This window comes from Mesorhizobium sp. C268A, assembly GCF_040324475.1.
Classification (GTDB): domain Bacteria; phylum Pseudomonadota; class Alphaproteobacteria; order Rhizobiales; family Rhizobiaceae; genus Mesorhizobium.
In genome coordinates this window covers 2,466,701-2,488,853 of sequence record NZ_JAMYVX010000001.1, presented here as the reverse complement: position 1 = coordinate 2,488,853, position 22,153 = coordinate 2,466,701, and the positions used below count along the sequence as shown (strand labels likewise).

Genomic DNA, 22,153 nt, shown 5'->3' with positions numbered 1-22,153 from the left:
AGCCTTCAGGTGTGTCCCGGAAGTCTCTTGTGGTTGATTGACGTCCGGAATTGTCAGCACCGTCTGTGCTGCTTCTGGCAAGCTCGCGTGGTCTGTGACTACATGTCCAGAACCAGCGAAGTGTCTGCTCGGGTTACTGGCGAGAATCAGATCAAATTTGGAAGGCACGCTAGCGGGATTGTCACGGGCATCGGACCTATTGGCGGTTCCAATGCGACTCAGTTCTATTCCTGCATGGAGGGGCGAATATGACTGCTGAAATGATTGAACAAGGTGGCTTTGGCGACCGACAGCGCGGTACCTTGATCGGAGGGACCCTGAGGATGAGCCATGTTTGGCCAGAGGTCGACGAGCGTCGAAGCCGCCTCATGGCGCGCGTGCGGCAGCGTGACACAAAACCAGAAATGGTCGTGCGTCGCGTTGCGCATTCAATGGGGTCTCGATTTCGCCTTCAGCGACGGGATCTCCCAGGTCGGCCGGACCTTGTATTTCCGCGACACAGAAAGGTTATCTTTGTTCACGGGTGTTTCTGGCACTCCCACCCAGGATGCAAATTTGCAACCGTGCCTAAGACGCGAACCGACTACTGGCTTGCAAAGCTAGCGGCCAACCGAGCGCGTGACTCGCGGGTCCAAAGCGAACTCCTCGAACTGGGCTGGGCGGTGGGCATCGTCTGGGAATGTGAGACACGAAACGAGGCATTCCTCGCAGGTTTCTTGGCGAAGTTCCTTCGCGGACGTTGGACAATACCGAAGAACCCGTAGACAGTCCCGACTCAGTGGTTACGAAAAGCGAGACATGATGAAGGTTGCAGGACTGTTTGCAGGCATAGGGGGGTTGGAGATTGGCCTTGCACAATCTGGGCATCAGACTGTGCTACTTAGCGAGATTTTGCCGGGGGCTCGGGCAGTGCTATCCGCGCGCCTGCCCGGCGTGGACCTACAGGGCGACGTTTGCAAAATTTCGAGCTTGCCTGCCGACGTGGAGATCGTCGCAGCGGGATTTCCATGCCAGGATCTCAGTCAAGCAGGCTTGGCTCGTGGTCTCGATGGAGATCGTAGCGGCCTAGTGGGCGAGGTGTTCCGGCTCGCCAAGGACGCTGCACCGCGCTGGATCGTCTTGGAGAACGTCCCCTTCATGCTCCAGCTTAGACGCGGAGATGCCATGCGTCGAATCGTCGACGAACTTGAGGCGCTGGGCTATCGCTGGGCGTGGCGGGTGGTTGACACCTTCGGATTTGGACTGCCGCAACGGCGGGAGCGCGTCATTCTGGTCGCTTCCAAGACCGAAGACCCCGCTAACGTTCTATTCGCCGACGCTGCACCACTATCGAGACCTGCCACCGCCATTGGCCAGATCGCTCACGGCTTCTACTGGACGGAAGGACGCGGCGGGTTAGGATGGGCGGCTGACGCCATCCCGACGCTTAAGAACGGTTCGGCAGTGGGGATTCCATCGCCGCCTGCGATCTTGCTGCCAGAGGGCCGGATCATTAAGCCGGATATTCGGGACGCCGAACGGCTACAAGGCTTCCCTTCAGATTGGACCGTGCCTGCCGAGACAGTCGGGCGGACGTCGGCACGATGGGGGCTGATCGGGAGCGCCGTCAGCGTCCCAGTCGCCAAATGGTTAGGTTCTCGTTTGGCCCAACCCGGCCACCACGAGACCGAGCGCGACAGATCTTTCGCGGCCCAGGCGCGCTTACCTCGTGCGGCGCGTTTCGACGGCCGCGATCGCCACGCGGTTGACATCGGGCCCGATCCGCTCGGCCTCCGCCCGCCCAATCTGGTCGATTTCCTCAGACACGATGGCGCTCTGCTGAGCCCGCGGGCGACGGCCGGATTCTTGGGCCGGACGTATGTAGCCAAACTGCGGTTCGCTCCCGGCTTTATCGACGCGGTGCAGGCGCATCTGCGATTCGTCGAAGGCATTCAGATCGAGGAGAAGCGCGTCGCATAGAGATGCGCAAGGCGGCCTATGGTCTGAGCGTAGTCGTAGATCTCTGGACAATATTCCCCCGCCGCGCCGCGCTTGACCTTCACTGGCCGCCCGTCGTTGGCGCACTATATCAGGTCGATTGCAAACGCGTCGAAGCCGCTGTCCCCGGGACGGGCTCGGCGCGGCAACTCGGCCAGCTTGGCCGCCACCGAACGCCTGTCCTTAGGTTGATTGTGGTGGGAGACTACCGTCGGTTGCGAGTTGAGGGGCCATGGATTACGGATGGGCGAGACGAAACTCTCGGCCGCATTAACCAGCGCGAAGCCGGGAGCGATTGCGCCGTCGGTGTCGCGTGGATCGTGAGTTGAGACCTGTTGAGCTCGTCGTAGAGACGCGGCCTCGCTTTTGCCGAACTCTGTCATGCACGCTTTCGCCTCTAGAGCCACGAGCACCGTGGCCGGCTGGGCCAGCGGCGCGACAGGAAACTCGGCCAGGCGCCGTGTCTCTCGCTCCGACAAACGATGGTATAGGGCACGATTAAGTCCGCAAAGTTCTTGGATTTGCGGATACCTATGGCGTTGCCAGCTGCTCGACAGATGACGAGGTCGAGGTTCTTGGCGCGGTTGCGGCGAAATCCCGCATCTCATGATTGATGCCGATCGCCACCTTGCCCGTAGCGACATGGTGTCTGAGCAGTTCGGATTCCAATAGGAGATCGTACATTAGGGCCCAGCAGGCGATCTTCGAGTGACGATCACTGCGGGGGTGGTACTGCCAAGTGTTGCCGTTCTGGAACGGCTTTCTACCAGGACTCCCGCTGGTTGCGACGCTCATCGAGCGGGCGACGATGTCCAAACCGTTCATGCGGGTACCATCGTCGTGCGGAGGGTGGCAGCCGCGAGCGCCTTACGATAGCCGACGCCGCGAACGCCGTAGAGGTCGGCGATTAGATCCGGCGCGGGCTTCGGGGTAGTGACATCCATATCGACGAGCAACTTCTTGAGGGCAGCATCGACCTTCGACCATAGCGGGATTCGAACCTGCCCTAGCACGTTGCCGTCGAATCTCTTCGAACCACCGGAGAATCGGGGTGCGAGCACCTCCGCAAAAACGTCCAAGAGGCCAGACCGGAAGAGCGCAAACAGCGCGTTCAACGGCCAATCAGTGCTCGTTAGAGAGTAGAGCGCGTTCGATGGCTGCGCGCCGCCTGGCGACAAAGCGACTCGCGAGATCTTGGCCATACCAGCGACTAGGATCTTGGGAGCGGCGACTCGGGCAAGGTCGATGCGATCGATCGTCCGATACCAGTACTCGGGCCGTGTCGCGCAAGCCCGGCTTTCGAGGCTCTCGCGGTGCGCCTCCAGGTGCGCCTTCAGCTTTGGATAGCCTGCGAGGTCGACCAGTTCACCGGCGGCCGTCCAGACGTTAGCTAGATATGTAGCTGGGACCGCGCGTCCATCGTCGCTTAGGTCTCTCGTGCGTACGTAAGGCAGAAGGCGATCGGCCTCGATATCGGCATTCTCGAAGATGAAGACTGGAGCCGACCCTAAAGCCAGTCCGCAACGCACCTCGACGCCGGCGTCGCCAAGGCGGACACTCTTGTCCGCGATCTTCTGGAAGACGGCCGAAAGACTTGCTCCCGCGAGCACGGCCCCACCTCGTGCCCCCAGCGCGCGCCCCAAGGAGGCTTTGAGGGCCGGAGCGTGATTTCCCAGGCGGTGCATCAGTTGCGCTAGCGACGGAATTTCCACGACGGTCGTTCCCCCCGCTAGGTTGCGATCTAACACCGTGATGGCTGCGTAGGCACCCACCTTTCGCGTCCCGAGGAATACGGGGACTTTGTGAACTTCGAGATGCGTCGCCAGACGAACTGACTTCGCCAATTCGCCCCGAGCGGCTTCACCGTAGGCGCAGCGGAGCCAGCGATCGGCGCAGAGAAATGCCACCCTGCCGCCGTTTGGCGCGGAGAGCTCGACGGCACGCCAGACGAAGGCCAGGCAAAGGTCGCCGCGTGCCGCGTGCGACGGCAGCTTACCCTGATAAGCAATGCGTAGCACAGCCGGGAGTTTCGACCACCTCATGTAGGGCGGATTCCCTACTACGTGGGTGAAGGTCCCAAGGTCCGCCGCCAGCAAAAAGTCTTCGGAGCGAACCCAACGAAGGGCGATGCGTCCCGCGGTATCTGGGGCGAGACCAGCAGCCTCAAGCAGGTCACGCAGGCGGTTTCGTGCGCGCTCCGCTGTCTCGGCGTCGAATTCGAAAGCGAGGATAGAGTCGGACAGTTCCGCTTCGTGGAGCGCACAGCGACGACGTGCGCTCTCCAGCAGTCGCTCAGCCGCGGGCACCAAAAACGATCCATCGCCGCAGGACGGCTCAAGCAGCCTTCGGCCAGCGAGGTCAGCGTCAGCCGTCCAGCCGATCAGATCAAGGATGCCGCATGCAACCTCGGGTCGGGTGAAGACGCCGCAGTGTTCGTGGATCGCTGCGACAGCGATTCGCCGCGCCTCCTCAACCGTCGCCTCGGTTTCAACCGGACAGGTTGCCGCAGATCGCAAAGCATCGGAGAGATCCCTTGTGACCAACTTCCGAGCGCGATCCGAGATGACCGGCGCCGCGCCGACTGCGATGCGTCTCGCGGCTACCATGGGCGCGCCACACTTCGCCCGCGGCGGTCCGGAAGAGCCGCTATGGTCGCCGAATAATTTTGTAACATGCTCACCCGAGTCGATTTGGTGTCTCCACGCCAAAAACTCGCTATGTTCTCGACGTAGGCTCTCGTACGGTGTTCCTGAGCTTCTCGAATGACCGAGACGTGGCGACTGCTGGACCCAGCCGCCTGAAGCTGGCGCCATGCCTCGTGGTGCAACTCTGCAAGAACTAGATCTGCGCAGTCAGTGGGAAGAAAGGCCGTGCTAGGGATCCTCGGGATGGGCAGATTGCCTAGATTCTCAGACACTTGGAAATGCAGCTGTGGCCCCCACTGCTGGTTGTTCTTGTAGTCGAAATGGCACGGCATATTGCCATTGTCTTTGGAAATCGTCACGTGGGTTGCCGATCCGACGATCGCCCAAATCGTCGTCGCCTTCTTTACGGACTTCGGTCGATAGAAATCGCACTTGAAGCCCAATCTCAACCATGTGTCGACGTGAACGCGTCCTGGTCCGTCGTAAAGGCGACTGGGTCGAAATACAATGTCCTCCCGCGTCTGCCAGGACCACTCTGGCTGTCCCAGGTCGATTCCCGTCTTGAGCTCGCGCACGACGTCCGTCAGTCGGAGGGCCGAACGCTTATCAACGAAATCGTCGGCCAGGGCGGCGAAGGCCTCCACTTCACCGAGATATTCCGCCAGGTCGATCAGGACGCTCAACCCTCAGCGACCAGTTCGCGCTGATCCTCCTGCCGGACCTTCCGCGCCAGCGCCTTGTCTACTCTAGCCTCGGCAATCTTCACCCAACCCGGTGCAGCTTGGGATGGAAAGTGCTCGTCGGTCGCACGCACACATTCAGCCGCTGGGGCGATTTCGTCCGTCTCGATCAGATCCGCGTCCGAAACCACCACCGGATCGGCAAATTCCAACTCGACGAGGGGTACGGGCGCGAACAGTTGTCTTAACGCCTCGGACCTTTCCTCCTTCTGACGAGGAAGCGCCCACTCTAAGGCATCGATTCCAGCACCCCACCAGCGTCCTCCATCAAACTCTGACAAGATGCCTTTGTACTGAAGACGCTTGAGTCTCTTCGAGAGCCCGGTGGCGGAATTTTCAGCAGCGCTCAGACAATTCAGCGACACGCCAAGGCGCACCGCCACATGGCGATCCCGGATCAGGAAGCTCGGATAGGGCAACGCCTGCCTGAGCATCCAAGCAATGACCGTCCTGACTGAGCGAATGTCTGGGTCAACAGCAAGTTCGTCCCGGAGTGCCTGAACGCGGTGATCGCCTCCGGTTTCAAGCCATATCGGAGGTCGCCAACCGGCCACTTCCCTGATTGCCGCTCGTTGCCAATCCACGTTCCGCGGAAGATTCAGTGCTAGCCGGCATAGTTCGGCGACGTACGCTGTGGGGCTGGCATCCATCAACGGGGCAGAATTCTCTCGCAGCGCCTCGGCGGCGTCGGCCAACGCCAGAATCTCATTAATGACCTCGCCACCCTCGAAGGTCTTCGGAGCCACCCACTCGACGCCGAACTCCTCGGCGAGGATATGACGTCGAGCCAGGTTGATTTCGGAACCTAACGCCGATTCAAGATGATTGCTAACTACCATCGCCGGTGGACGGGCATCGCCGACCAACAGGCGGAACTGCTGAAAGACACTCAGCCCATTGCTGGAGGAGCCTTCGAGGGTCGGCATCTCCAGTTCCTTGTCGTCGTTGTAGAAGTCGAACACCCACAGGTTCGCCATCGCTGCACCGGGGGCCGCTTCCTTCAGATCGGGCGGCATGTAGTCGGCGAATCGCTTGCCAGCGCGATGGGTCTTGGCTGAAGCCAGCAGATGCTGGGGTTCGTCGTCGATGTAAATTATGTCGGGATCCATCCCTACCTCACCGGAATTGCGAACTGGATGGCTGAGGAGAATCCTTTGGTCGGGGGCACGAACTCGATCGTCCCTCCGTACTCTTGGACGAATGCTCTCGTAATCGTCAAACCCATTCCCATGCCTTGCCCCAGAACAGCGTCCGGCCTTTCTGTGGTAGATTGAAATGCCTCGAACAGCCTCTTCGATCTCGGTAGATCTACAGGGACTCCGGTATTCTCCATCGTCACCTTCATCATCCCGTCGCTGATGTGCGCCACCACCTTTATCCGTCCACCTTCCCCAGCGAATTTCACGGCATTCGAAACGAGATTGGTGAAAATGCCAGCGAGCTCCGACGGGAACATCAGTGGCGTTCTCTGCTCGGGAGGGATGTCATTGGACAGCTCGATACGTCGTGCCGCCAACCGAGTTTGGAACAGCGGCAAGACAGCTTCAAAGCGCTCCCGCAGTGGGAGGCGCGATCGGCGACGGCGGCCCTTGAACGACGTGGCGTCGACCAAGTATGTCGCGTTCCTTCGAATGCGGTCGGAAAGTGCCAAAGCTGTTTTTCTTGCCTTCTGGACTTGTGAGCGAGTGGCACCCGACCGCAGTTGAGGTAGCGCCTCGTCGAGTTCGGCAACGATGGTACCTGCTTCCAAAGCCAATGCGTTGATCTCATGGACGAAAGCCGCGAGTTCGGTTCCCAGACTGGCAAGGACGCGCCACATCACAGCCTCGCTGCCGAACTCATCTGACAGCGCGCGAATGTCCTGGAAATGAGGTTGCGCTGCGCTGGCCGCTTCGGCCGCTCGCGCGTAGTCGCCGGTCTGGAGGGCGGTTCGGATATCGTTCATGTGTTTTTCAGCCGCTTGAGCGTTTTCGCGCACCCGCAGAGCCGATGGCGTTTCGCTGACGTCGGCGCGCTCGGCCACCCGGCGCTGGCGTTCGCGTACCTCGCGCTTTATCTCCTTGATCTCTCGGCGAGTGGCGTATCCCAGCCTGACGATCAAGTCGGTCGTGACGCGGACCCAGTCCGCAATGAATTCCAGGCCAGGTCCTGGGAGGAACCCTTCGCGATTCACAAGCATGTCTAGCTCGGGAGAAGACGAGCGATGCAAGAAAACTGCGCCCATGTAGGCTGAGTTGCCTTGCAGCACGAGTTCCTCGTTCTCAACACCCTCTGGCAGATCGTCAATGTCCAGATTCGAAAGCGAGGTCAGTGTGCGATGGGCACGAGACTTGTAGGATCGGTCGACTCCGAGCCAGTCATCCGTAGAGTCACCGTAGGGCGGGACGCGGAAACCTTCCATGAATACCCGGATGCCTTGCACTGCGGGATCCCAGGTGGTGCCGGAACGCTGAAGTATGCGCGCACGAAAAGAGGGGCCTGAGCGCGGCGCGAGCTTCTTGTCCAAACGAAATCCTTCTGAGGACGGGAAAGTCCGCATTGCCAAGGCGGTCGGCGAGATTGCAACCCTCAGAAGGCCCGTCTCTCGTTCGAAGTCGATCTCTGCGATCCAACTCGCAGACTCAGCGACGTCCGGCGCGAGAACTTCCGGTACGGCCAGCTCTCCAGTGAAGCTGATACGAAACCCTGGATCCGACGACATCTGGTCTCGCACAGGTACTCGCTCGAAAAGCAAGGGCTCCGAAACAACGCCATTGGGCAGGCGATCCCAGAGCACCTGAGTCGGCGCGAGTGTAACCGCCTCCTTCAGGAAGGCATCGATCATGCGCTGGGTCCATCCCCGACGCAGAGGCGACATTGTCAGCGTTGTGCCGCTCTCCAGCACTCGGTTTGGCTTTGGTATCCGCCGATTAAGCTCGACCGCATTATAACTAGCGATCTGGTCGAGGGTCTCAAGCGCCTCGATGGCGTCCCAGTCTATCGATGCACGTATGATCTTGGTCGTTGGCGGAAGCTCTGCGGCTCCACGTTCAGCATGACCAGCCTTGCGGGAATAGATTTCCACCTTCCGTGCGAGCTTGTGTGCCGCGAGTCGGCCTACGCCTTTTTCGCCGGTGTAGCGGCGACCGAAGACAGGCGACTTCCGGTCGGACATGATCTTCGATCGTCCGGCTATCCGCAGAAAGCCACTCTCGAATTCCTCGGCGGTCATGCCTAGCCCGTTGTCTTTGACGACGATTTGACCGTTCGCGGCGTCACGGAGATACGTGCCGTGTACTGTCACCAGTTCGGCGTCGGCATCGTAGGCGTTTTTGATGAGTTCGACCAAAGCAGTCGCTTCTTTGGCGACGAGCAGCTCACCAAGTTCCTGAAACAACTTCGTGTCTACGGTAAACGCCGCCAATCACAATTTCCTTTCCGTGGATCTGCGCGCAGCGGCGTGATCGAAGTCTTATTGCTGTAGATTGGTTAATGTCAGCCCAATTCGAGGACTGAAATTCTGACCTGCAACCTAACCACTCGCCAATTTCCCCCTTTGGTGATCGGCGCCTTCTTCGATGACGAAAGCGCAGCCGAAGCTGCTCCAACCGAATCGTATGTCTTGGCCATATGAGGGCGTTCGGTAAGCTCCGGCTGCCCTTGATGCTCATGCATGGCAACGAATACTGGCCCATCTGAGGGGCCGGCCGCGAGTGCAAAGTGCACTTCTTCCTTCGTAAAATTCGTCATTCGCAAGTGCCTGTTAGGCGCTCTGAACATAGCGTGCAGCACAGCATGTGTCGCCGGCTTATGCGTTTGCGCAGTTCGAATTCCATTTTTCTCCGAGCCCATCGCCGTTAACCATGCCGACGCCTTGCGCTTGAGATCCGATACGGATCCCGATCGATTGCGCCTGCTTCGCTCGCGGAGCAACAGAAATCGGCCGCCGTTGGTGCTGGTACACCGACGGAGGCCTAACCCGCAACCTAGTGAGAGGTCTTGGGCTATGAGAGATGATAGATTGCAATTCGGCCGTACGGAAGGGGACCAGCGGAGCCCAACGGTGAAGCTGCCGGGTTATCGAAGACATTTGGGACAATCGACAGGTTGCTGCCTCCTGGCGCCTTCGACAACGGCGGGCTAATCCTGGACATCAAGCGAAGCCTCGGCTCCTATCGCCTCAGGAAGTGGACCGGCTGCGGTTCAGGATGCTGGCGGTGGCGGCGATAGCGCCGGAATGGTTGGCTGAACACCAGGGGCCGCTCTTAGTGAAGATCGAGACCGCTATCGTCGACGGTGCCGATCTGGGGTCCGATCCCGAGCGGGGTGTCTTCCGGCTTTCCGAGATCGACGACCTTCTCGAATCCGAGGGCGCTGCCGACTCCATCAGGCGGGTCCGTGAAGCGTTCTCCGGCCGGGTCCAGGATGAACTCGCCCACCGGTGCCGGACGCTGGTGGGCGACCACGCCGAACCTGACAAGTTCGTCGACGGAGCGAATCCAGCGGGCGCCCATCCACCAGTTGGGTACGAGCTGCCCTCTGTCGTACCGTTGCAGACGTCCGTACCGCAACAGCCTCGGGCATCACTGCCCGCCCGATACATTCAACGCGTTATGTTTATTTTCCATCATGGTTCCAACTACGCGGTCCCCAAAGTTCCGCGACTCGAAGGTCGCAGCTACCCGGTTTCCACGGACCGAACGGCCCTCGACAACATGGCTTCGGGACGGCCCGATGCGCCATTGAGCTTTCACCGCAAGGCGGCTTAGGCTCGAATTAGTATAACATCAAACTCGTTGCCTTCATGTGGCACGAGAATATCTTAGTCGTGGGCACGCGTTTCTGCCAAGTGTTGCTAATTCTGTCGACGCCCCATCGCAAATCGGGCCCCGAGCGGCAACAACTCGAAACCGTCCGCGCGGCTTCGGGATCAAAGCTTAGCCCGCTCGGCTTCGCGCCACCAGTCTTCCAATTTGAACCGAGTTCCCGCAGCCCCGGCTGCAAACAATGTTGAGGCTGGCGCCGTTGGGGGGGGTCACAAGCGTAGCTGTGGGCGCTCCTTCGTCCCAGGCAGGGCATACCTCAGCATCTTGAGCGGACTTGACACGCTGCCCCGTCTATTGCAGATTGCCGGCAATCGGCAATAGACGTCGATGCGGCAGAAAGTGAGAGTCATGCGAAGCGGTGAGCGGGAACAGGGAAATCTCAACAGCAGCCTGCAACTGCTCCGGAACGTCTCTATTTCGGAACTGGTCTATCGGCAGGTGCACGAAAAGATCCTGTTAGGTGAGCTTCTTCCCGGAGAGCATATGAACGAGAACCGACTGGCCGCCTCGCTCGGCGTGAGCAGGCCCTCCGTCCGAGAGGCGCTCCGGCAACTGGAGAAGGACGGGTTGATCGAAATCACCAAGAACAAGGGCCCGTTCGTCCGTGACATGCCGCAGGAAGAGGCCTGGGAGCTTTACGACATCCGCGCTTCCTTGGAAGCGCTTGCTGCAGAGCTTGCTGCGAAAAACCGCACTGACGAGGATCTAAAATTGCTGACGCAGTGCCTCAGGAATATGGACCGCGCAATCGAGCGTGGGGAAGAACCCGCGATATTTGATCAAGCCGTCAACTTTCATCGGCTCGTTGCGGCCATGTCCGGCAGTCAGAGCCTGGTCGACATGCTGAAGAGCGTTTGGGGCCGGCTTGTCCTGTTCCGCAGCAAGTTTTCGCGCCTCCATCTTGGTGAGTCGGGCAACGCCGAGGAGAGGCGCATCTTAGCAGCCATTCAAGAACGAAATGCCGAAGCAGCATCAACTCTGATGAAAGCTCATATCATTGGAGGGAAAGAAGCCTTGATGAAGCATGCACAAGAGCATGAAGTAGCAGTCGGGACGGCGGCGGCTGCAAGTGCGAGGAAACAAACATGAAGCCGTCAGGCCTGGTTCTCGCAGCTGTTTCACAGGGCGCTTACACCCGAAAGGCACGGCAATGCCCAATATTGGTGTGAACAGTAACGATCGACCGACCTTGGTTGCAGAGGACATTTACAAGAACTTCGGCGCTCTCGAGGTGCTGAAGGGAATATCCATTGAGGCCAACCGAGGCGACGTGATCTCGGTCATCGGCAGTTCGGGCTCCGGCAAGAGCACCTTTTTGCGTTGCATGAATTTCCTCGAAATGCCGAGCAAAGGCCGGATTGCGATTGGTGACGACGAAATCAGAGTGGAAACAGACCCAAAGGGTCGTCTGATCGGGCTCGATCGCAAGAAGATCGACCGGATGCGCATGCAGCTCGGCATGGTGTTTCAGAGCTTCAATCTCTGGTCGCACATGACCGTCCTTCAGAATGTCATGGAAGGACCAATCCACGTGCTCAAGCTGCGGAAGAACGAAGCGGGCGACAGAGCCATGGATTATCTCAGCAAGGTTGGCATTGCCGAAAAACATGCAAGCTATCCGTCCGAACTGTCCGGTGGGCAGCAGCAGCGCGTCAGCATTGCTCGTGCGCTCGCGATGCAGCCAGCCGCCCTTCTATTCGACGAACCGACGTCTGCGCTCGATCCCGAGCTGGTGGGTGAAGTCCTCAAAGTGGTGCGGCAGCTGGCTGAAGAAGGTCGCACCATGGTCGTGGTCACGCACGAAATGGGCTTTGCCCGCGACGTCTCAAACAAGGTCGTCTTTCTCGAAAAGGGGAGGATCGAGGAACAGGGCACACCAGACCAGGTATTCCGAAACCCTTCTTCTCCGCGATGTCGCGAATTCCTCGCAAGCGTCTTGTGACGAGCGCCATCGCGGTGGGAACGACCCACATCCGACAAAAACAACGGACTGACAGAGGTGATCACATGAAAATCTCCAAATTGAATACCTTGCTCGCGATGCTCACTGGCACGCTGGTTCTCACTGGGCCGGCAGCGGCCAAGGACTACAAGAGCATCACGTTTGCAACCGACGCTACATATGCGCCCTTCGAATACAAGGACGCCAGCGGCAACCTGATGGGTTTTGATATCGATCTGAGCAAGGACCTGTGCAGCCGCATCAAGATTGAATGCCCGGTGATCGAGCAGGCATGGGATGGGATCATACCGTCCCTCATCGCCGGACGTTACGATGCGATCCTTGCCGCCATGGATATCAATACCGAGCGGGAAAAGGTCATTTCTTTCACCCAGCCCTATATCAAGACTCCGATACGTTTCATTGCGCCAAAAGGCAGCTCACTGCTGGAATTCAAGGGGAGCCCGGACAGTCTGACGCTCGATGACGTGAGCCCAGAGGAACGGGCAGAGTTGGACAAGCTGGCTGCTGCATTCAAAGGAAAGAGGATCGGCGTGCAATCGAGCACGACGGCCGAATCCTTCGTGAAAGAGTTTCTGCCCAACGTAGAACTCGCAAGTTACGATACACCTGACAACATGGTCCTTGATCTTAACGCGGGCCGCATCGACGCGAGCCTGTCCACACTTGCTCGCCTCAAGCCGCTACTTGAGAAGCCTGAAGGCAAGGATCTTGCCATCTTCGGGCCGAACATGACTGGCGGACCGTTTGGCAAGGGCACGGGCATTGGCCTGAGCAAGGAAGACAGTCAGCTCCGCGACATGTTGAATAAAGCCATCGCCGAAGCCGTCGCCGACGGCACGATCGAAAAGCTTTCGATGAAGTGGCTTGGCTTCGACGGCACTCCCAAGCAGTAGACCGAACTGATGCCGGGGGATGGGCTGCATTCGTCCGCTCCTCCGGCATCACAATCTCCCGCAATAGAGTTTATATCATGGATCTCACGCTGTTTGGATGGGGCGATGCCGGCTGGGCCGATGAACTGACCCGTGGAGCGGTCATGACAATCGTGGTCGCGGCTTGCGCTTTCGCACTGGGCATCGCTATCGGATCGCTTTTTGCAGCAGCAAAATTGTCGAGGTTCCGGTCACTTCGACTGCTCGGCGACGTCTACACGACTGTTGTTCGGGGTGTACCGGAACTGTTGATCATCTTTCTCGTGTTTTTCGGTGGGGGATCGCTGCTCCGCTATGTGACCAATGCACTCTTCGGCTTCGAGGGCTACATTGAACCGCCGGTCTTTGCCATCGGCATCATGTGCATCGGTGTCAGCGCGGGCGCCTATTCCACCGAGGTAATCCGCGCTGCAGTTCTCGCCATTCCCAAAGGACAGATCGAAGCGGCGAAAGCAATCGGGATGACACCAGCCTTGCGATTGCGCCGTATCATCGTCCCGCAGGCGGCGAGGTTTGCGCTGCCCGGCATGGGTAACGTCTGGCAGTACACCTTGAAGGATACGTCCCTGATCTCGGTCGTCGGCCTCGTCGAGATCATGCGAGCCGCCGCGGTCGGCGCGGGTTCAACGAAAGAGCCGTTCACGTTCTATCTCGCGGCCTTCGTTCTCTTCCTCTTGCTGACCTCCGCGTCCAACCAGGGATTTATCCGGGCTGAAAAATGGGCAAACCGCGGAGTAAGGAGCCAGTAATGGATTTCGACCTTATGCGGGAAGCGTTCCCGAAGCTTCTGGCTGCCGTGCCCACGACACTCGCGTTGGCATCGATTTCGCTCTGTCTCGGCTTTGCGCTCGCCGTACCTTTGGCGTTGATGCGCGTTTCGAAAAACCGCCTGCTTTACGTTATCGCTTATGGCTACGTATATGTCATCCGATCGACACCGCTCCTGGTGCAGATGTTTTTGATCTATTATGGATCCGGCCAGTTCAGAGCCTTCTTCGAGCAGGTCGGTTTATGGACGCTCTTTAGAGACGCGTGGTTCTGCGCGATCCTTGCCCTCACCCTTAGTACCGCCGCCTATAGCACCGAGATCATAAGAGGTGCGATACAGGCTGTACCCTTAGGTCAAATCGAAGCGGCCCGCGCTGTCGGAATGTCGGGCGTCCTGCAGTTCCGTCGCATCGTTTTTCCGATCGCGATGCGTCTGGCGCTGCCCGCCTACGGCAACGAGATCATCCTCATGGTCAAGTCGACGTCGCTTGCTTCGACAATCACCATCTTGGAAGTGACCGGTGTCGCCAAACAAATCATCTCCAACACCTATCGACCAGTCGAGGTCTTCATCATCGCTGGAGCGATCTACTTGTCGATCAACTTCATCGTCACTCGGTCGGTCATGCTGATCGAACTGTGGCTCAATCCTCATCGTCGCTCCGAACGCGGTGTGACCGGCGCCCCTGCTGCAGCCGCGCATTGAAACCAGCACACGAGCCGCGTTCTGCATGACATGGCCAGCTTTCAGGAATGGGATAGGAATTGAAAAAATGAACGAGAAATTGTGCCGCACGACCATGGTGCCGATTGTGAGCGCCGAAGTGTTCGAGGTCGAGGCAAAGCTGTGCACGCCCTACAAGCTCACCGAAGGGGTCCTGGTCGCAACACAGGCGGTGCTTGTGAAGCTCACAGATGCCGACGGTTTCGTGGGGTGGGGAGAAGCCAATCCTGCTGAAACCGTGGACGGCGAGACGCCAGCCGGCGTTCTGACTATTCTGAAGGACAAGCTTCTGCCCATTGTTCTCGCTACGCCGGAGCCAGCGCCGGGCACCATCGATGCTCTGGTCGACGTGGTCATCCCGAGCCATCTTTGCGCCAAAGGCGCGATTACTATGGCGCTGCTCGACATTCTCGGCAAACGGCTGAACGTCGCCGTGGCGACGCTTCTGGGCGGGCCGCTTCGCCGCTCATTACCGGTCTTGTGGCCGTTGAGCAATGGTACCGCACAAGAGGACATCCCCATCATTGAAGAGCGCGCCGCCCAGGGCTTCTCCAGTTTCATGTTGAAGATGGGCACATCGCCGATCACCAGTGAGATCAAGCGCGTCGCTGCGTTGGATGCTCGTTATGGAGAGCGGGTCAAGTTCATCGCGGATGCCAACCAGGGATGGAGTTTGGGTCAAGCCCGGGAATTCCTGGCGGGAATTGCCGGCTCGAAAGTCGCCTTCGTCGAAGAACCTCTGGCAACAGACATTATTGCGGGCATGGCGCAACTGTCCAATGCAAGTCAGCTTCCACTGTCGGCCGATGAATCCATCATAGATCTTACCGATGCTGCCCAACTGGCTCGCACCGGCGCTGCGACGGTCTTCAGCATCAAGAGCAGCAAGAACGGAGGCCCCCTGCGGGCGCAGCGCATTGCCGCCACTGCGGAAGCCTTCGGGATCAGCTGCTACATGAATTCGATGATCGAATTCGGCATCACCCAGGCCGCGTCGCTCCAACATGCCGTCACCGTCAGAAACCTTGTCGATGCCGGGCACGCTTTCATGTCGACCATGCGGTTGGTTGAGGACCCGACGGATTTCTCGTCCTTTGTGCGCAACGGCATCGTGCATCTGCCGGACCGCGCGGGCCTAGGCGTGGAAATCGACGAGGATCATGTGCGCCGACTGACGACCGCTCGTTTCGTGCTCGGGGCTGAGAAATGACCCGCTCTCCATCCCACAACATGGTGGTACCGAGCGATGCTAGACGCTGACCTGACCATAATTGGCGGCGGCCTTGTTGGCGCGGCCATTGCGTGGGGACTTGCCCGCATAGGTGTGAAGCCACTCGTCCTTGATGGCTCGGATCTGGACCTCAGGGCGTCGAGAGCGAACTTCGCATTAGTCTGGGTACAAGGCAAAGGCCTGCATTCGCCCCATTATGCGCTTTGGTCGGACAAGTCTGCGAAGATGTGGCCGACGATGGCCGCAGCGCTCTATGAGGACAGCGGCATCGACGTAGGTCTCATCCAATACGGCGGCTTCACTTTTGCACTTTCGGATGAGGAGCTCGAGGCCATTCGAGCGGACATGGAGTGCATCGCCTCCGAAACGGGAGGCGATGCACCGGCCTACGAAGTGCTGAACGAATGTCAGACACGCGAGTGCCTGACGCAAATTGGGCCTGATGTCGTGGGGTCTATCTATTCCCCAGCGGACGGCCACGTAAACGCGCTTCGGTTGTTTCATGCGCTGCACGCGGCCATGATCAGAAGAGGGGTGAGCTATCGGCCCAATCACAGGGTAGACGCCATACAGCCGGTGACGGGCGGTTTCATCCTGAGGGGCGATGGCTTTTCCATTTTGTCCAAGAAGATTGTGCTCGCGGCCGGTCTCGACAATGAAAGGCTCGCCCCGATGGTCCGCCTTTCCTGTCCGCTGAAACGAAGCAAGGGGCAAATTCTCGTCACCGAGAAGTGCAACCCCTTTCTTCCTTGTCTGTCCCCAACGATCCGCCAAACCGATGAAGGCGGCATCATGATCGGCGACAGCGAAGAGACCGACACGACCAGCATCGCGAGCTCCTCCGACATCAGCGCCGTCCTTGCAAGCCGGGCCGTCCGGGTTTTCCCGATTCTGGCGGATTTAAACGTGGTGCGTAGTTGGACCGGCTTCAGGGTCAAGACGGCCGATGGCGTGCCGATTTACGATCATTCAGCGCGCCATCCTGGCGCGTTCCTCGTCGCCTGCCATTCAGGCGTGACGTTGGCGGCGAACCATGCGCTCGTCGTGGCGCCGCAGATCGCTGCCTCTGATCTCAGCAAAGATCTGTCCTCATTTTCGGCAAGGAGGTTTCATGCTGAGCAGATTGCGTGAGATCGAGCAGCCCGTTCATTTCACATTCGACGGCGTGCCACTGCGGGCAGAGCGCGGGGACATGCTGGCCACCGCCCTGCTCGCAGTCGGCGTGCAACAGGTCCGTCGATCGGTCGTCAGCGGAGCGCCCCGTGGCCCATTTTGCCTTATGGGTGTCTGCTTCGAATGCCTCATCACGATCGATGGCGTTCAAAACCGCCAAGCTTGCCTCATTGAAGTCGAGGATGGGATGACGGTGCTCAGCCAACATGGCGCATCGAGCTTGCCTACACGTTCCAGCGTCGACGAAGGGCAGGCGTCATGACATTGCGGATTGTGTCCAGGGCAGAAGACCTGCTCCCCGTCTACGACGTCCTGATCGTTGGGGCGGGGCCGGCGGGAATGGCGGCTGCGACAGAAGTATCCAATGCGGGTGCACGAGTTGTCGTGGTGGACGAAAACCCTCGCCCCGGTGGTCAGATATACCGTGAGATCACGCGCAACGGGCCAGACGCGCGCAGCTACCTCGGACCCGACTACTGGAAGGGAAAACCGCTCGCCGATTCCTTCGCCGAGAGCAACGGGGACTATGCCGCGAAAGCGACCGTGTGGAGCGTCGAGCGCACCGAAGACGTGGAGGCGGAGGCGAAGGATCATCATCGCGTGGGGCTAACGGTAGCTGGTGTTGCGCGTATCATCGAGGCCGCTGCCGTTGTCCTTGCGACCGGTGCTCAGGAAAGACCTATGTCTGTGCCCGGTTGGACTATGCTGGGTGTAATGACGGCTGGTGCAGCTCAGATTGCGCTCAAATCCTCCGGCGCTGTGCCGACTGCTCCAGTCGTACTCGCAGGCTGCGGGCCGCTTCTATATCTGTTGGCGAGCCAGCTCGTCGACACAGGCGCGCGAGATATGACACTTCTCGACACGTCGCACTCACTCTTCCGATGGGATGCGCTGCGCCACCTCTCAGGCTTTCTGGGGTCACCTTACCTTATGAAGGGGCTTGGCCTGCTCCTCAAAACGAAACGCAATATTCGTGTGGTGACCAGAGTTCAATCGCTCGCGATTTTGGGGCAAGACAGTGTCGAGGGCGTTCGTTTCGCGACTCGCCGGGAAACTGAAACACTTCAGGCCGAGACCGTTCTGCTGCATCAGGGCGTTGTCCCGGCCATCAATCTTGCAGCTGCCGCCGGTTGCCCATTGACGTGGAACGAGCGCCAACGCGCTTTTCAGCCCGTAACGGACGCCGAGGGGCGAACACCAAGGCGTGGCATTCTCATCGCGGGAGACGGCGCCGGCATCGGGGGCGCTCAAGCAGCTGAAATTGGCGGACGGATTGCCGCCTTGGCTGCTCTTTCGGACCTCGGCCTCACAAAGTCGGCTTCATCGATCAGGGATCTTCTGCGACGGCGCCAGCGCTTCTTTCAGGGGAGAGACTTCTTGGATGCGCTGTACTCGCCTCGGCCTGCCTTTCTCGCCCCCCCCGATCCAGAAACGATCGTGTGTCGCTGTGAAGAGATTTCGGCGGGCAAGCTTCGCGAGGTCATTGCGCTCGGCCCCCCCGGTCCGAACCAATTGAAGACTTTTGTTCGCTGCGGAATGGGACCATGCCAGGGGCGCCTCTGCGCCGCGACTGTCACCGAAATCATGGCGGCCGAAAAAGGGATGAATCCGAGGGAGATAGGCACCTATCGTCTGCGCTCCCCCGTAAAGCCGGTTCGCCTGGCTGAGCTGGCGGCCCTTCCACATGTGCCGCGCGCCTTGAAGGCCGTGACCGGCAGAGATCCGGCTGATCACCAATTGAATGAAGGAGGACACCCGTCATGACCGAACGGCTGCTTCGTGCGCCCAGCCTTCATCGCGTCGTCAAGCACAACGGCATAGCCTATATCGGCGGTATCGTCGCCGATGACGACAGCCAGGACATGGGCGGCCAGACACGGGAAGTGTTGGCCAAGCTCGACACGTACCTGAAAGAGGCGAAATCCGATCGATCGAAGCTGCTCTCAGCAACGATCTTCATCACAGATATGAATGTCAAACCTGACATGGACGCGGTGTGGAAAGAGTGGTTCGCGCCCGACGAGCTGCCCGCGCGGGCAACGATCGGTGTTGCTGACCTCGGCGAGCGGACTCTGATAGAGCTCATTGCCACTGCGCACTATTGAGGACCAGCTTTCGAGCGATCGAGGTGCCAGCCGTCCTTGCGTCTTCATCGCAAAGCCAGATCCAGAAGATTCGTGATCGAGAAGTCGTCCGCGCGGTCGAGCTCGTTGCGAGCATCATAGGCCGACGCATCTCTCGGCTTCACAGGAGCTATTGAACCTATGCAAGAAAAACTGAATGTCGTCCCCTTCGTCAGCGTCGATCACATGATGAAGCTCGTGCTAGCGATCCGCGTTGAACGCTTCCTCATCGAACTTGCCGCTTATATCGAAGAAGACTTCCGGCGCTGGGAGTGTTTCGACAAGACGCCGCGCGTCGCGTCCCATAGCGCCGACGGTGTCATCGAACTGATGCCCACCAGCGACGGGGAGACCTACGGTTTCAAATACGTCAACGGCCATCCGAAGAACACCCACTCTGGACGACAGACAGTCACCGCTTTTGGTATGCTCGCCGATGTCGGCAATGGCTACCCAATGCTACTGACCGAGATGACCATCCTGACCGCACTCAGGACTGCAGCGATGTCTGCGGTCGCAGCCAAATTCCTGGCACCCAAGGGCGCTCGCACGATGGCCATGATTGGCAACGGCGCCCAATCGGAGTTCCAGGCGATCGCCTTCAAGGCAATCCTCGGCGTCGACAAGCTCCGTCTTTACGACGTCGATGCTTCCGCCACGGCCCGCTGCCAGAAGAACCTCGCCGGCATGGGCTTTGAGATCAAGGCCTGCACCTCCTCGCAGGATGCCGTCGAAGGGGCCGAGATCGTCACCACCGTCACTGCCGACAAGCAGTACGCGACGATTCTCAGCGACAACATGGTCGGCTCTGGCATTCACATCAACGCGGTGGGTGGCGACTGCCCCGGCAAAACGGAACTTCACCGCGACATTCTTCTGCGCTCGGACATCTTTGTCGAATACCCGCCACAGACGCGGATCGAAGGCGAAATCCAGCAACTCGATCCCGATCATCCGGTGATAGAGCTCTGGCAGGTGATCGCGGGAAAGGTGCCAGGCCGCTCGGGCGACCGCCAGATCACGCTGTTCGATTCGGTGGGCTTTGCCATTGAGGACTTCTCCGCGCTTCGCTACGTCCGCGACCGGCTCAAGGACACGGGCTTTTACGAGGAGCTTGATCTCCTTGCCGATCCCGACGAGCCGCGCGATCTCTTCGGCATGATTCTGCGCGCGGGAAAGGCCGCTCCTGCAGCGCTCAAAGCTGGAGCCCTCTGATGAGCAGACAGTCCGTACAAGCCCCCAGGGGCGTTGTAATGATCCGGCCGCATCATTTCACGCCAAACCCGACGACCGCCGCTGACAACTCGTTTCAGTCCAATGACGAGAAGCGTGGCGCCGCGGCGGTCGCGAGCGCGGCATACGACGAGGTGACGCGTATGGCAGAGGGTCTCGCCGCTGCCGGCGTCATCGTCTATGTCTTCGAGGATACAGCGGCCACAACGCCCGATTCCGTATTTCCCAACAACTGGTTTTCGACCCACTCGGGCGGACATGTCGCCGTCTATCCGATGTACTCAGCCAATCGGCAAAAAGAGCGCCGCGGTGACGTGATCGAGATGCTGAAGAACGAATATCGGGTCCAGGACGTCATCGACTACTCAGGACTAGAGAAAGATAATGTCTATCTCGAGGGCACTGGCGCCATGGTTCTCGACCACATCGGTCGGATTGCTTATGCCATACGTTCAAACCGCACCAACGAAGTGGCGCTCGAACGGTTCTGCACGCACTTCAACTTCGAGCCGATGGTCTTCAACGCCGTCGATCGCAGCGGCAAGCCGATCTATCACACCAACGTGCTGATGTGCATCGGAACCGATTTCGCGCTGCTCGGGACGCTGATGATTCCCGATCTCCGACGGCGGCAGGAGATTGTCGAGAGGCTCAAGGAAACCGGCCGCGAAGTCATTGAACTCTCCAGCGGCCAGATCGAGAACTTCGCCGGCAATGCCATAGAGCTGGAGGGTAGTTACGGTCGCGTCCTAGCGCTTTCGGCTCGTGCCCACGCAGCCCTGGATCGGGAGCAGATCGCGGCGGTTGCGCGCTCGGCAAAGCTGCTGCCGTTCGATGTCTCGACGATCGAGCTTGCCGGAGGCTCGGTGCGGTGCATGCTCGCCGGAATTCACCTGTCGCGGCGCACTGCACCAACGGAACGCCTGTTGTTGCAGCAGAATGAGCGCCGCGGAGTCAAACATCTTTACACTAGGATAGCCAACAATGTCGCAGACCAGATCAGTCTATGAGTTCAACTCGGCCATCGTCCGGGAGCCATCCACCTCCGTTGTCAACGGACTGCGCGCCGACGGTCGTGACGGCCCGACTTACGAAGGTGTCAAGGCCGAGCACGAAATCTATATCTCGGCCCTACGCAATGCCGGCGTCGCGGTCACGGTCCTTCCGCCGCTTGAGGCCTTCCCTGACTCTATCTTCGTCGAGGACCCGGCTCTCGTGTTTACCGACGGCGCGATCCTACTTCGTCCCGGCACGCCAAGCCGCGTCAACGAGACAGCGGAGATCGCGCCGATCCTACGCGAAAGGTTTGAGACCGTGCTGGAGCTGCCGGCTCCCGGCCAGGCGGACGGCGGCGACATCATGTATACGCCGAAGGGGGTGCTTATTGGCCTCTCTGCACGCACCGATAGGATAGGCGCGGAGGCGCTCATTGGCTGCATCGAAAGACTCGGCGGAAAAGCCCAAGTTGCCGAGACACCAAAGGGCGTTTTGCATTTCAAAACGGCATCGTCGCTGCTCGACGATGAAACCGTGATTTCGACGGCGGCACTTGCAGGGGCTGCCGCGTTCGAGGGATTCCGCAGGATCGTCGTTCCGAACGGCGAAGAGCCAGCCGCGAACGTGCTTCGGGTCAACGACGTCGTTTTCGCCAGTGCCCATTACCCTCGCACTCTTGAGATTCTTGACACGGAGGGCTACAAGGTCGTGCCGCTCAAGACTGTCGAAATTGAGAAGATCGACGCCGGGCTTTCGTGTATGTCGCTCCGCTGGTATCGAAACAGCAAATAGGCTGTTCTACGACATCCGGACCCGAAGGCAGTTCTTCAAATTCGAAGC

Annotated in this window: 23 protein-coding genes; 16 read left to right on the top strand and 7 right to left on the bottom strand. The window is 59.4% G+C overall.

The features are described 5' to 3' along the window. Positions 1 to 224: 224 nt before the first annotated feature. Positions 225 to 428: a hypothetical protein gene (locus NKL06_RS12025; RefSeq protein WP_023694304.1), complete on the bottom strand. Its 204-nt coding sequence runs from the start codon at positions 426 to 428 to the stop codon at positions 225 to 227. On the opposite strand from NKL06_RS12025, the gene NKL06_RS12020 reads away from it, so the two are divergent. Both NKL06_RS12020 and NKL06_RS12015 read left to right on the top strand, forming a co-directional pair. After that, positions 369 to 764 (top strand): very short patch repair endonuclease, encoded by a 396-nt coding sequence (locus tag NKL06_RS12020; RefSeq protein ID WP_352581198.1) that lies wholly within the window; start codon positions 369 to 371, stop codon positions 762 to 764. The two genes, NKL06_RS12025 and NKL06_RS12020, sit on opposite strands and share 60 nt — an antisense overlap. A 34-nt stretch (positions 765 to 798) precedes the next feature. Then, complete coding sequence (locus NKL06_RS12015; protein WP_023694305.1) at positions 799 to 1,959, top strand: DNA cytosine methyltransferase; 1,161 nt, start codon at positions 799 to 801, stop codon at positions 1,957 to 1,959. A gap of 104 nt (positions 1,960 to 2,063) precedes the next feature. On the opposite strand, the gene NKL06_RS12010 is transcribed toward NKL06_RS12015, so the two are convergent. From NKL06_RS12010 to NKL06_RS11985, 6 genes are all read right to left on the bottom strand, one after another. After that, a complete protein-coding gene (locus NKL06_RS12010) occupies positions 2,064 to 2,360 on the bottom strand; it encodes a hypothetical protein (protein ID WP_156939178.1) in 297 nt (98 codons plus the stop codon). A 148-nt stretch (positions 2,361 to 2,508) separates the two neighbouring features. Then, positions 2,509 to 2,802, bottom strand: coding sequence for a hypothetical protein (locus tag NKL06_RS12005; RefSeq protein ID WP_031210708.1), 294 nt, complete (start codon positions 2,800 to 2,802; stop codon positions 2,509 to 2,511). Further along, the gene (locus NKL06_RS12000; protein ID WP_023694308.1) at positions 2,799 to 4,583 is read right to left on the bottom strand and encodes an Eco57I restriction-modification methylase domain-containing protein; all 1,785 of its coding nucleotides are present in this window, start codon (positions 4,581 to 4,583) and stop codon (positions 2,799 to 2,801) included. The genes NKL06_RS12005 and NKL06_RS12000 overlap by 4 nt, the downstream gene beginning before the upstream one ends. After that, on the bottom strand, positions 4,577 to 5,305 hold the full coding sequence (locus tag NKL06_RS11995; protein ID WP_023694309.1) for a hypothetical protein: 729 nt from the start codon (positions 5,303 to 5,305) through the stop codon (positions 4,577 to 4,579). The genes NKL06_RS12000 and NKL06_RS11995 overlap by 7 nt, the downstream gene beginning before the upstream one ends. Beyond that, complete coding sequence (locus tag NKL06_RS11990; RefSeq protein WP_023694310.1) at positions 5,302 to 6,471, bottom strand: hypothetical protein; 1,170 nt, start codon at positions 6,469 to 6,471, stop codon at positions 5,302 to 5,304. Before NKL06_RS11990 ends, NKL06_RS11995 begins: the two co-directional genes overlap by 4 nt. A gap of 2 nt (positions 6,472 to 6,473) precedes the next feature. Continuing rightward, on the bottom strand, positions 6,474 to 8,765 hold the full coding sequence (locus NKL06_RS11985; protein ID WP_023694311.1) for an ATP-binding protein: 2,292 nt from the start codon (positions 8,763 to 8,765) through the stop codon (positions 6,474 to 6,476). Between the two features lie 793 nt (positions 8,766 to 9,558). Between NKL06_RS11985 and NKL06_RS11980 the strand changes: the two genes are divergently transcribed. The 14 genes from NKL06_RS11980 to NKL06_RS11915 all read left to right on the top strand — a co-directional run bounded on the left by NKL06_RS11980 (position 9,559) and on the right by NKL06_RS11915 (position 22,105). Beyond that, entirely contained in the window at positions 9,559 to 10,110 is a 552-nt protein-coding gene (locus tag NKL06_RS11980; protein ID WP_156939179.1) for a hypothetical protein, read from the top strand. A gap of 405 nt (positions 10,111 to 10,515) precedes the next feature. After that, on the top strand, positions 10,516 to 11,256 hold the full coding sequence (locus NKL06_RS11975; RefSeq protein WP_198027085.1) for a GntR family transcriptional regulator: 741 nt from the start codon (positions 10,516 to 10,518) through the stop codon (positions 11,254 to 11,256). Between the two features lie 61 nt (positions 11,257 to 11,317). After that, positions 11,318 to 12,109: an ABC transporter ATP-binding protein gene (locus NKL06_RS11970; RefSeq protein ID WP_050587152.1), complete on the top strand. Its 792-nt coding sequence runs from the start codon at positions 11,318 to 11,320 to the stop codon at positions 12,107 to 12,109. A gap of 65 nt (positions 12,110 to 12,174) precedes the next feature. Further along, positions 12,175 to 13,026: a lysine/arginine/ornithine ABC transporter substrate-binding protein gene (locus NKL06_RS11965; protein ID WP_023694315.1), complete on the top strand. Its 852-nt coding sequence runs from the start codon at positions 12,175 to 12,177 to the stop codon at positions 13,024 to 13,026. 77 nt (positions 13,027 to 13,103) lie between these two features. Further along, the gene (locus NKL06_RS11960) at positions 13,104 to 13,814 is read left to right on the top strand and encodes an ABC transporter permease (RefSeq protein WP_023694316.1); all 711 of its coding nucleotides are present in this window, start codon (positions 13,104 to 13,106) and stop codon (positions 13,812 to 13,814) included. Continuing rightward, positions 13,814 to 14,539, top strand: a complete 726-nt coding sequence (locus NKL06_RS11955) for an ABC transporter permease (RefSeq protein ID WP_023694317.1) — start codon at positions 13,814 to 13,816, stop codon at positions 14,537 to 14,539. The genes NKL06_RS11960 and NKL06_RS11955 overlap by 1 nt, the downstream gene beginning before the upstream one ends. Positions 14,540 to 14,606: 67 nt before the next feature. After that, complete coding sequence (locus NKL06_RS11950) at positions 14,607 to 15,767, top strand: enolase C-terminal domain-like protein (RefSeq protein ID WP_023694318.1); 1,161 nt, start codon at positions 14,607 to 14,609, stop codon at positions 15,765 to 15,767. Positions 15,768 to 15,803: 36 nt separating this feature from the next. Continuing rightward, positions 15,804 to 16,919 (top strand): NAD(P)/FAD-dependent oxidoreductase, encoded by a 1,116-nt coding sequence (locus tag NKL06_RS11945; protein WP_023694319.1) that lies wholly within the window; start codon positions 15,804 to 15,806, stop codon positions 16,917 to 16,919. Next, entirely contained in the window at positions 16,900 to 17,223 is a 324-nt protein-coding gene (locus NKL06_RS11940) for a (2Fe-2S)-binding protein (RefSeq protein ID WP_023694320.1), read from the top strand. Before NKL06_RS11945 ends, NKL06_RS11940 begins: the two co-directional genes overlap by 20 nt. After that, positions 17,220 to 18,725, top strand: coding sequence for an FAD-dependent oxidoreductase (locus NKL06_RS11935; RefSeq protein ID WP_023694321.1), 1,506 nt, complete (start codon positions 17,220 to 17,222; stop codon positions 18,723 to 18,725). The genes NKL06_RS11940 and NKL06_RS11935 overlap by 4 nt, the downstream gene beginning before the upstream one ends. Beyond that, the gene (locus NKL06_RS11930; protein WP_023694322.1) at positions 18,722 to 19,066 is read left to right on the top strand and encodes a RidA family protein; all 345 of its coding nucleotides are present in this window, start codon (positions 18,722 to 18,724) and stop codon (positions 19,064 to 19,066) included. The genes NKL06_RS11935 and NKL06_RS11930 overlap by 4 nt, the downstream gene beginning before the upstream one ends. A gap of 159 nt (positions 19,067 to 19,225) precedes the next feature. Continuing rightward, entirely contained in the window at positions 19,226 to 20,299 is a 1,074-nt protein-coding gene (ocd, locus tag NKL06_RS11925) for an ornithine cyclodeaminase (protein ID WP_023694324.1), read from the top strand. After that, complete coding sequence (ctlX, locus tag NKL06_RS11920) at positions 20,299 to 21,327, top strand: citrulline utilization hydrolase CtlX (RefSeq protein WP_050587153.1); 1,029 nt, start codon at positions 20,299 to 20,301, stop codon at positions 21,325 to 21,327. Before ocd ends, ctlX begins: the two co-directional genes overlap by 1 nt. Further along, positions 21,302 to 22,105, top strand: a complete 804-nt coding sequence (locus NKL06_RS11915; RefSeq protein WP_023694326.1) for an arginine deiminase family protein — start codon at positions 21,302 to 21,304, stop codon at positions 22,103 to 22,105. Before ctlX ends, NKL06_RS11915 begins: the two co-directional genes overlap by 26 nt. Positions 22,106 to 22,153: the final 48 nt, after the last annotated feature.

Coding starts and splice junctions, on each gene's coding strand:
- NKL06_RS12000 (WP_023694308.1), bottom strand. CDS start 4,583: ATGGTAGCCGCGAGACGCATCGCAGTCGGCGCGGCGCCGGTCATCTCG.
- ocd (WP_023694324.1), top strand. CDS start 19,226: ATGCAAGAAAAACTGAATGTCGTCCCCTTCGTCAGCGTCGATCACATG.
- NKL06_RS11950 (WP_023694318.1), top strand. CDS start 14,607: ATGAACGAGAAATTGTGCCGCACGACCATGGTGCCGATTGTGAGCGCC.
- NKL06_RS11955 (WP_023694317.1), top strand. CDS start 13,814: ATGGATTTCGACCTTATGCGGGAAGCGTTCCCGAAGCTTCTGGCTGCC.
- NKL06_RS11945 (WP_023694319.1), top strand. CDS start 15,804: ATGCTAGACGCTGACCTGACCATAATTGGCGGCGGCCTTGTTGGCGCG.
- NKL06_RS11935 (WP_023694321.1), top strand. CDS start 17,220: ATGACATTGCGGATTGTGTCCAGGGCAGAAGACCTGCTCCCCGTCTAC.
- NKL06_RS11970 (WP_050587152.1), top strand. CDS start 11,318: ATGCCCAATATTGGTGTGAACAGTAACGATCGACCGACCTTGGTTGCA.
- NKL06_RS11915 (WP_023694326.1), top strand. CDS start 21,302: ATGTCGCAGACCAGATCAGTCTATGAGTTCAACTCGGCCATCGTCCGG.
- NKL06_RS12020 (WP_352581198.1), top strand. CDS start 369: ATGGCGCGCGTGCGGCAGCGTGACACAAAACCAGAAATGGTCGTGCGT.
- NKL06_RS12010 (WP_156939178.1), bottom strand. CDS start 2,360: ATGACAGAGTTCGGCAAAAGCGAGGCCGCGTCTCTACGACGAGCTCAA.
- NKL06_RS11965 (WP_023694315.1), top strand. CDS start 12,175: ATGAAAATCTCCAAATTGAATACCTTGCTCGCGATGCTCACTGGCACG.
- NKL06_RS12015 (WP_023694305.1), top strand. CDS start 799: ATGATGAAGGTTGCAGGACTGTTTGCAGGCATAGGGGGGTTGGAGATT.
- NKL06_RS11990 (WP_023694310.1), bottom strand. CDS start 6,471: ATGGATCCCGACATAATTTACATCGACGACGAACCCCAGCATCTGCTG.
- NKL06_RS11940 (WP_023694320.1), top strand. CDS start 16,900: ATGCTGAGCAGATTGCGTGAGATCGAGCAGCCCGTTCATTTCACATTC.
- NKL06_RS11930 (WP_023694322.1), top strand. CDS start 18,722: ATGACCGAACGGCTGCTTCGTGCGCCCAGCCTTCATCGCGTCGTCAAG.
- NKL06_RS12025 (WP_023694304.1), bottom strand. CDS start 428: ATGCGCAACGCGACGCACGACCATTTCTGGTTTTGTGTCACGCTGCCG.
- NKL06_RS12005 (WP_031210708.1), bottom strand. CDS start 2,802: ATGAACGGTTTGGACATCGTCGCCCGCTCGATGAGCGTCGCAACCAGC.
- ctlX (WP_050587153.1), top strand. CDS start 20,299: ATGAGCAGACAGTCCGTACAAGCCCCCAGGGGCGTTGTAATGATCCGG.
- NKL06_RS11975 (WP_198027085.1), top strand. CDS start 10,516: ATGCGAAGCGGTGAGCGGGAACAGGGAAATCTCAACAGCAGCCTGCAA.
- NKL06_RS11960 (WP_023694316.1), top strand. CDS start 13,104: ATGGATCTCACGCTGTTTGGATGGGGCGATGCCGGCTGGGCCGATGAA.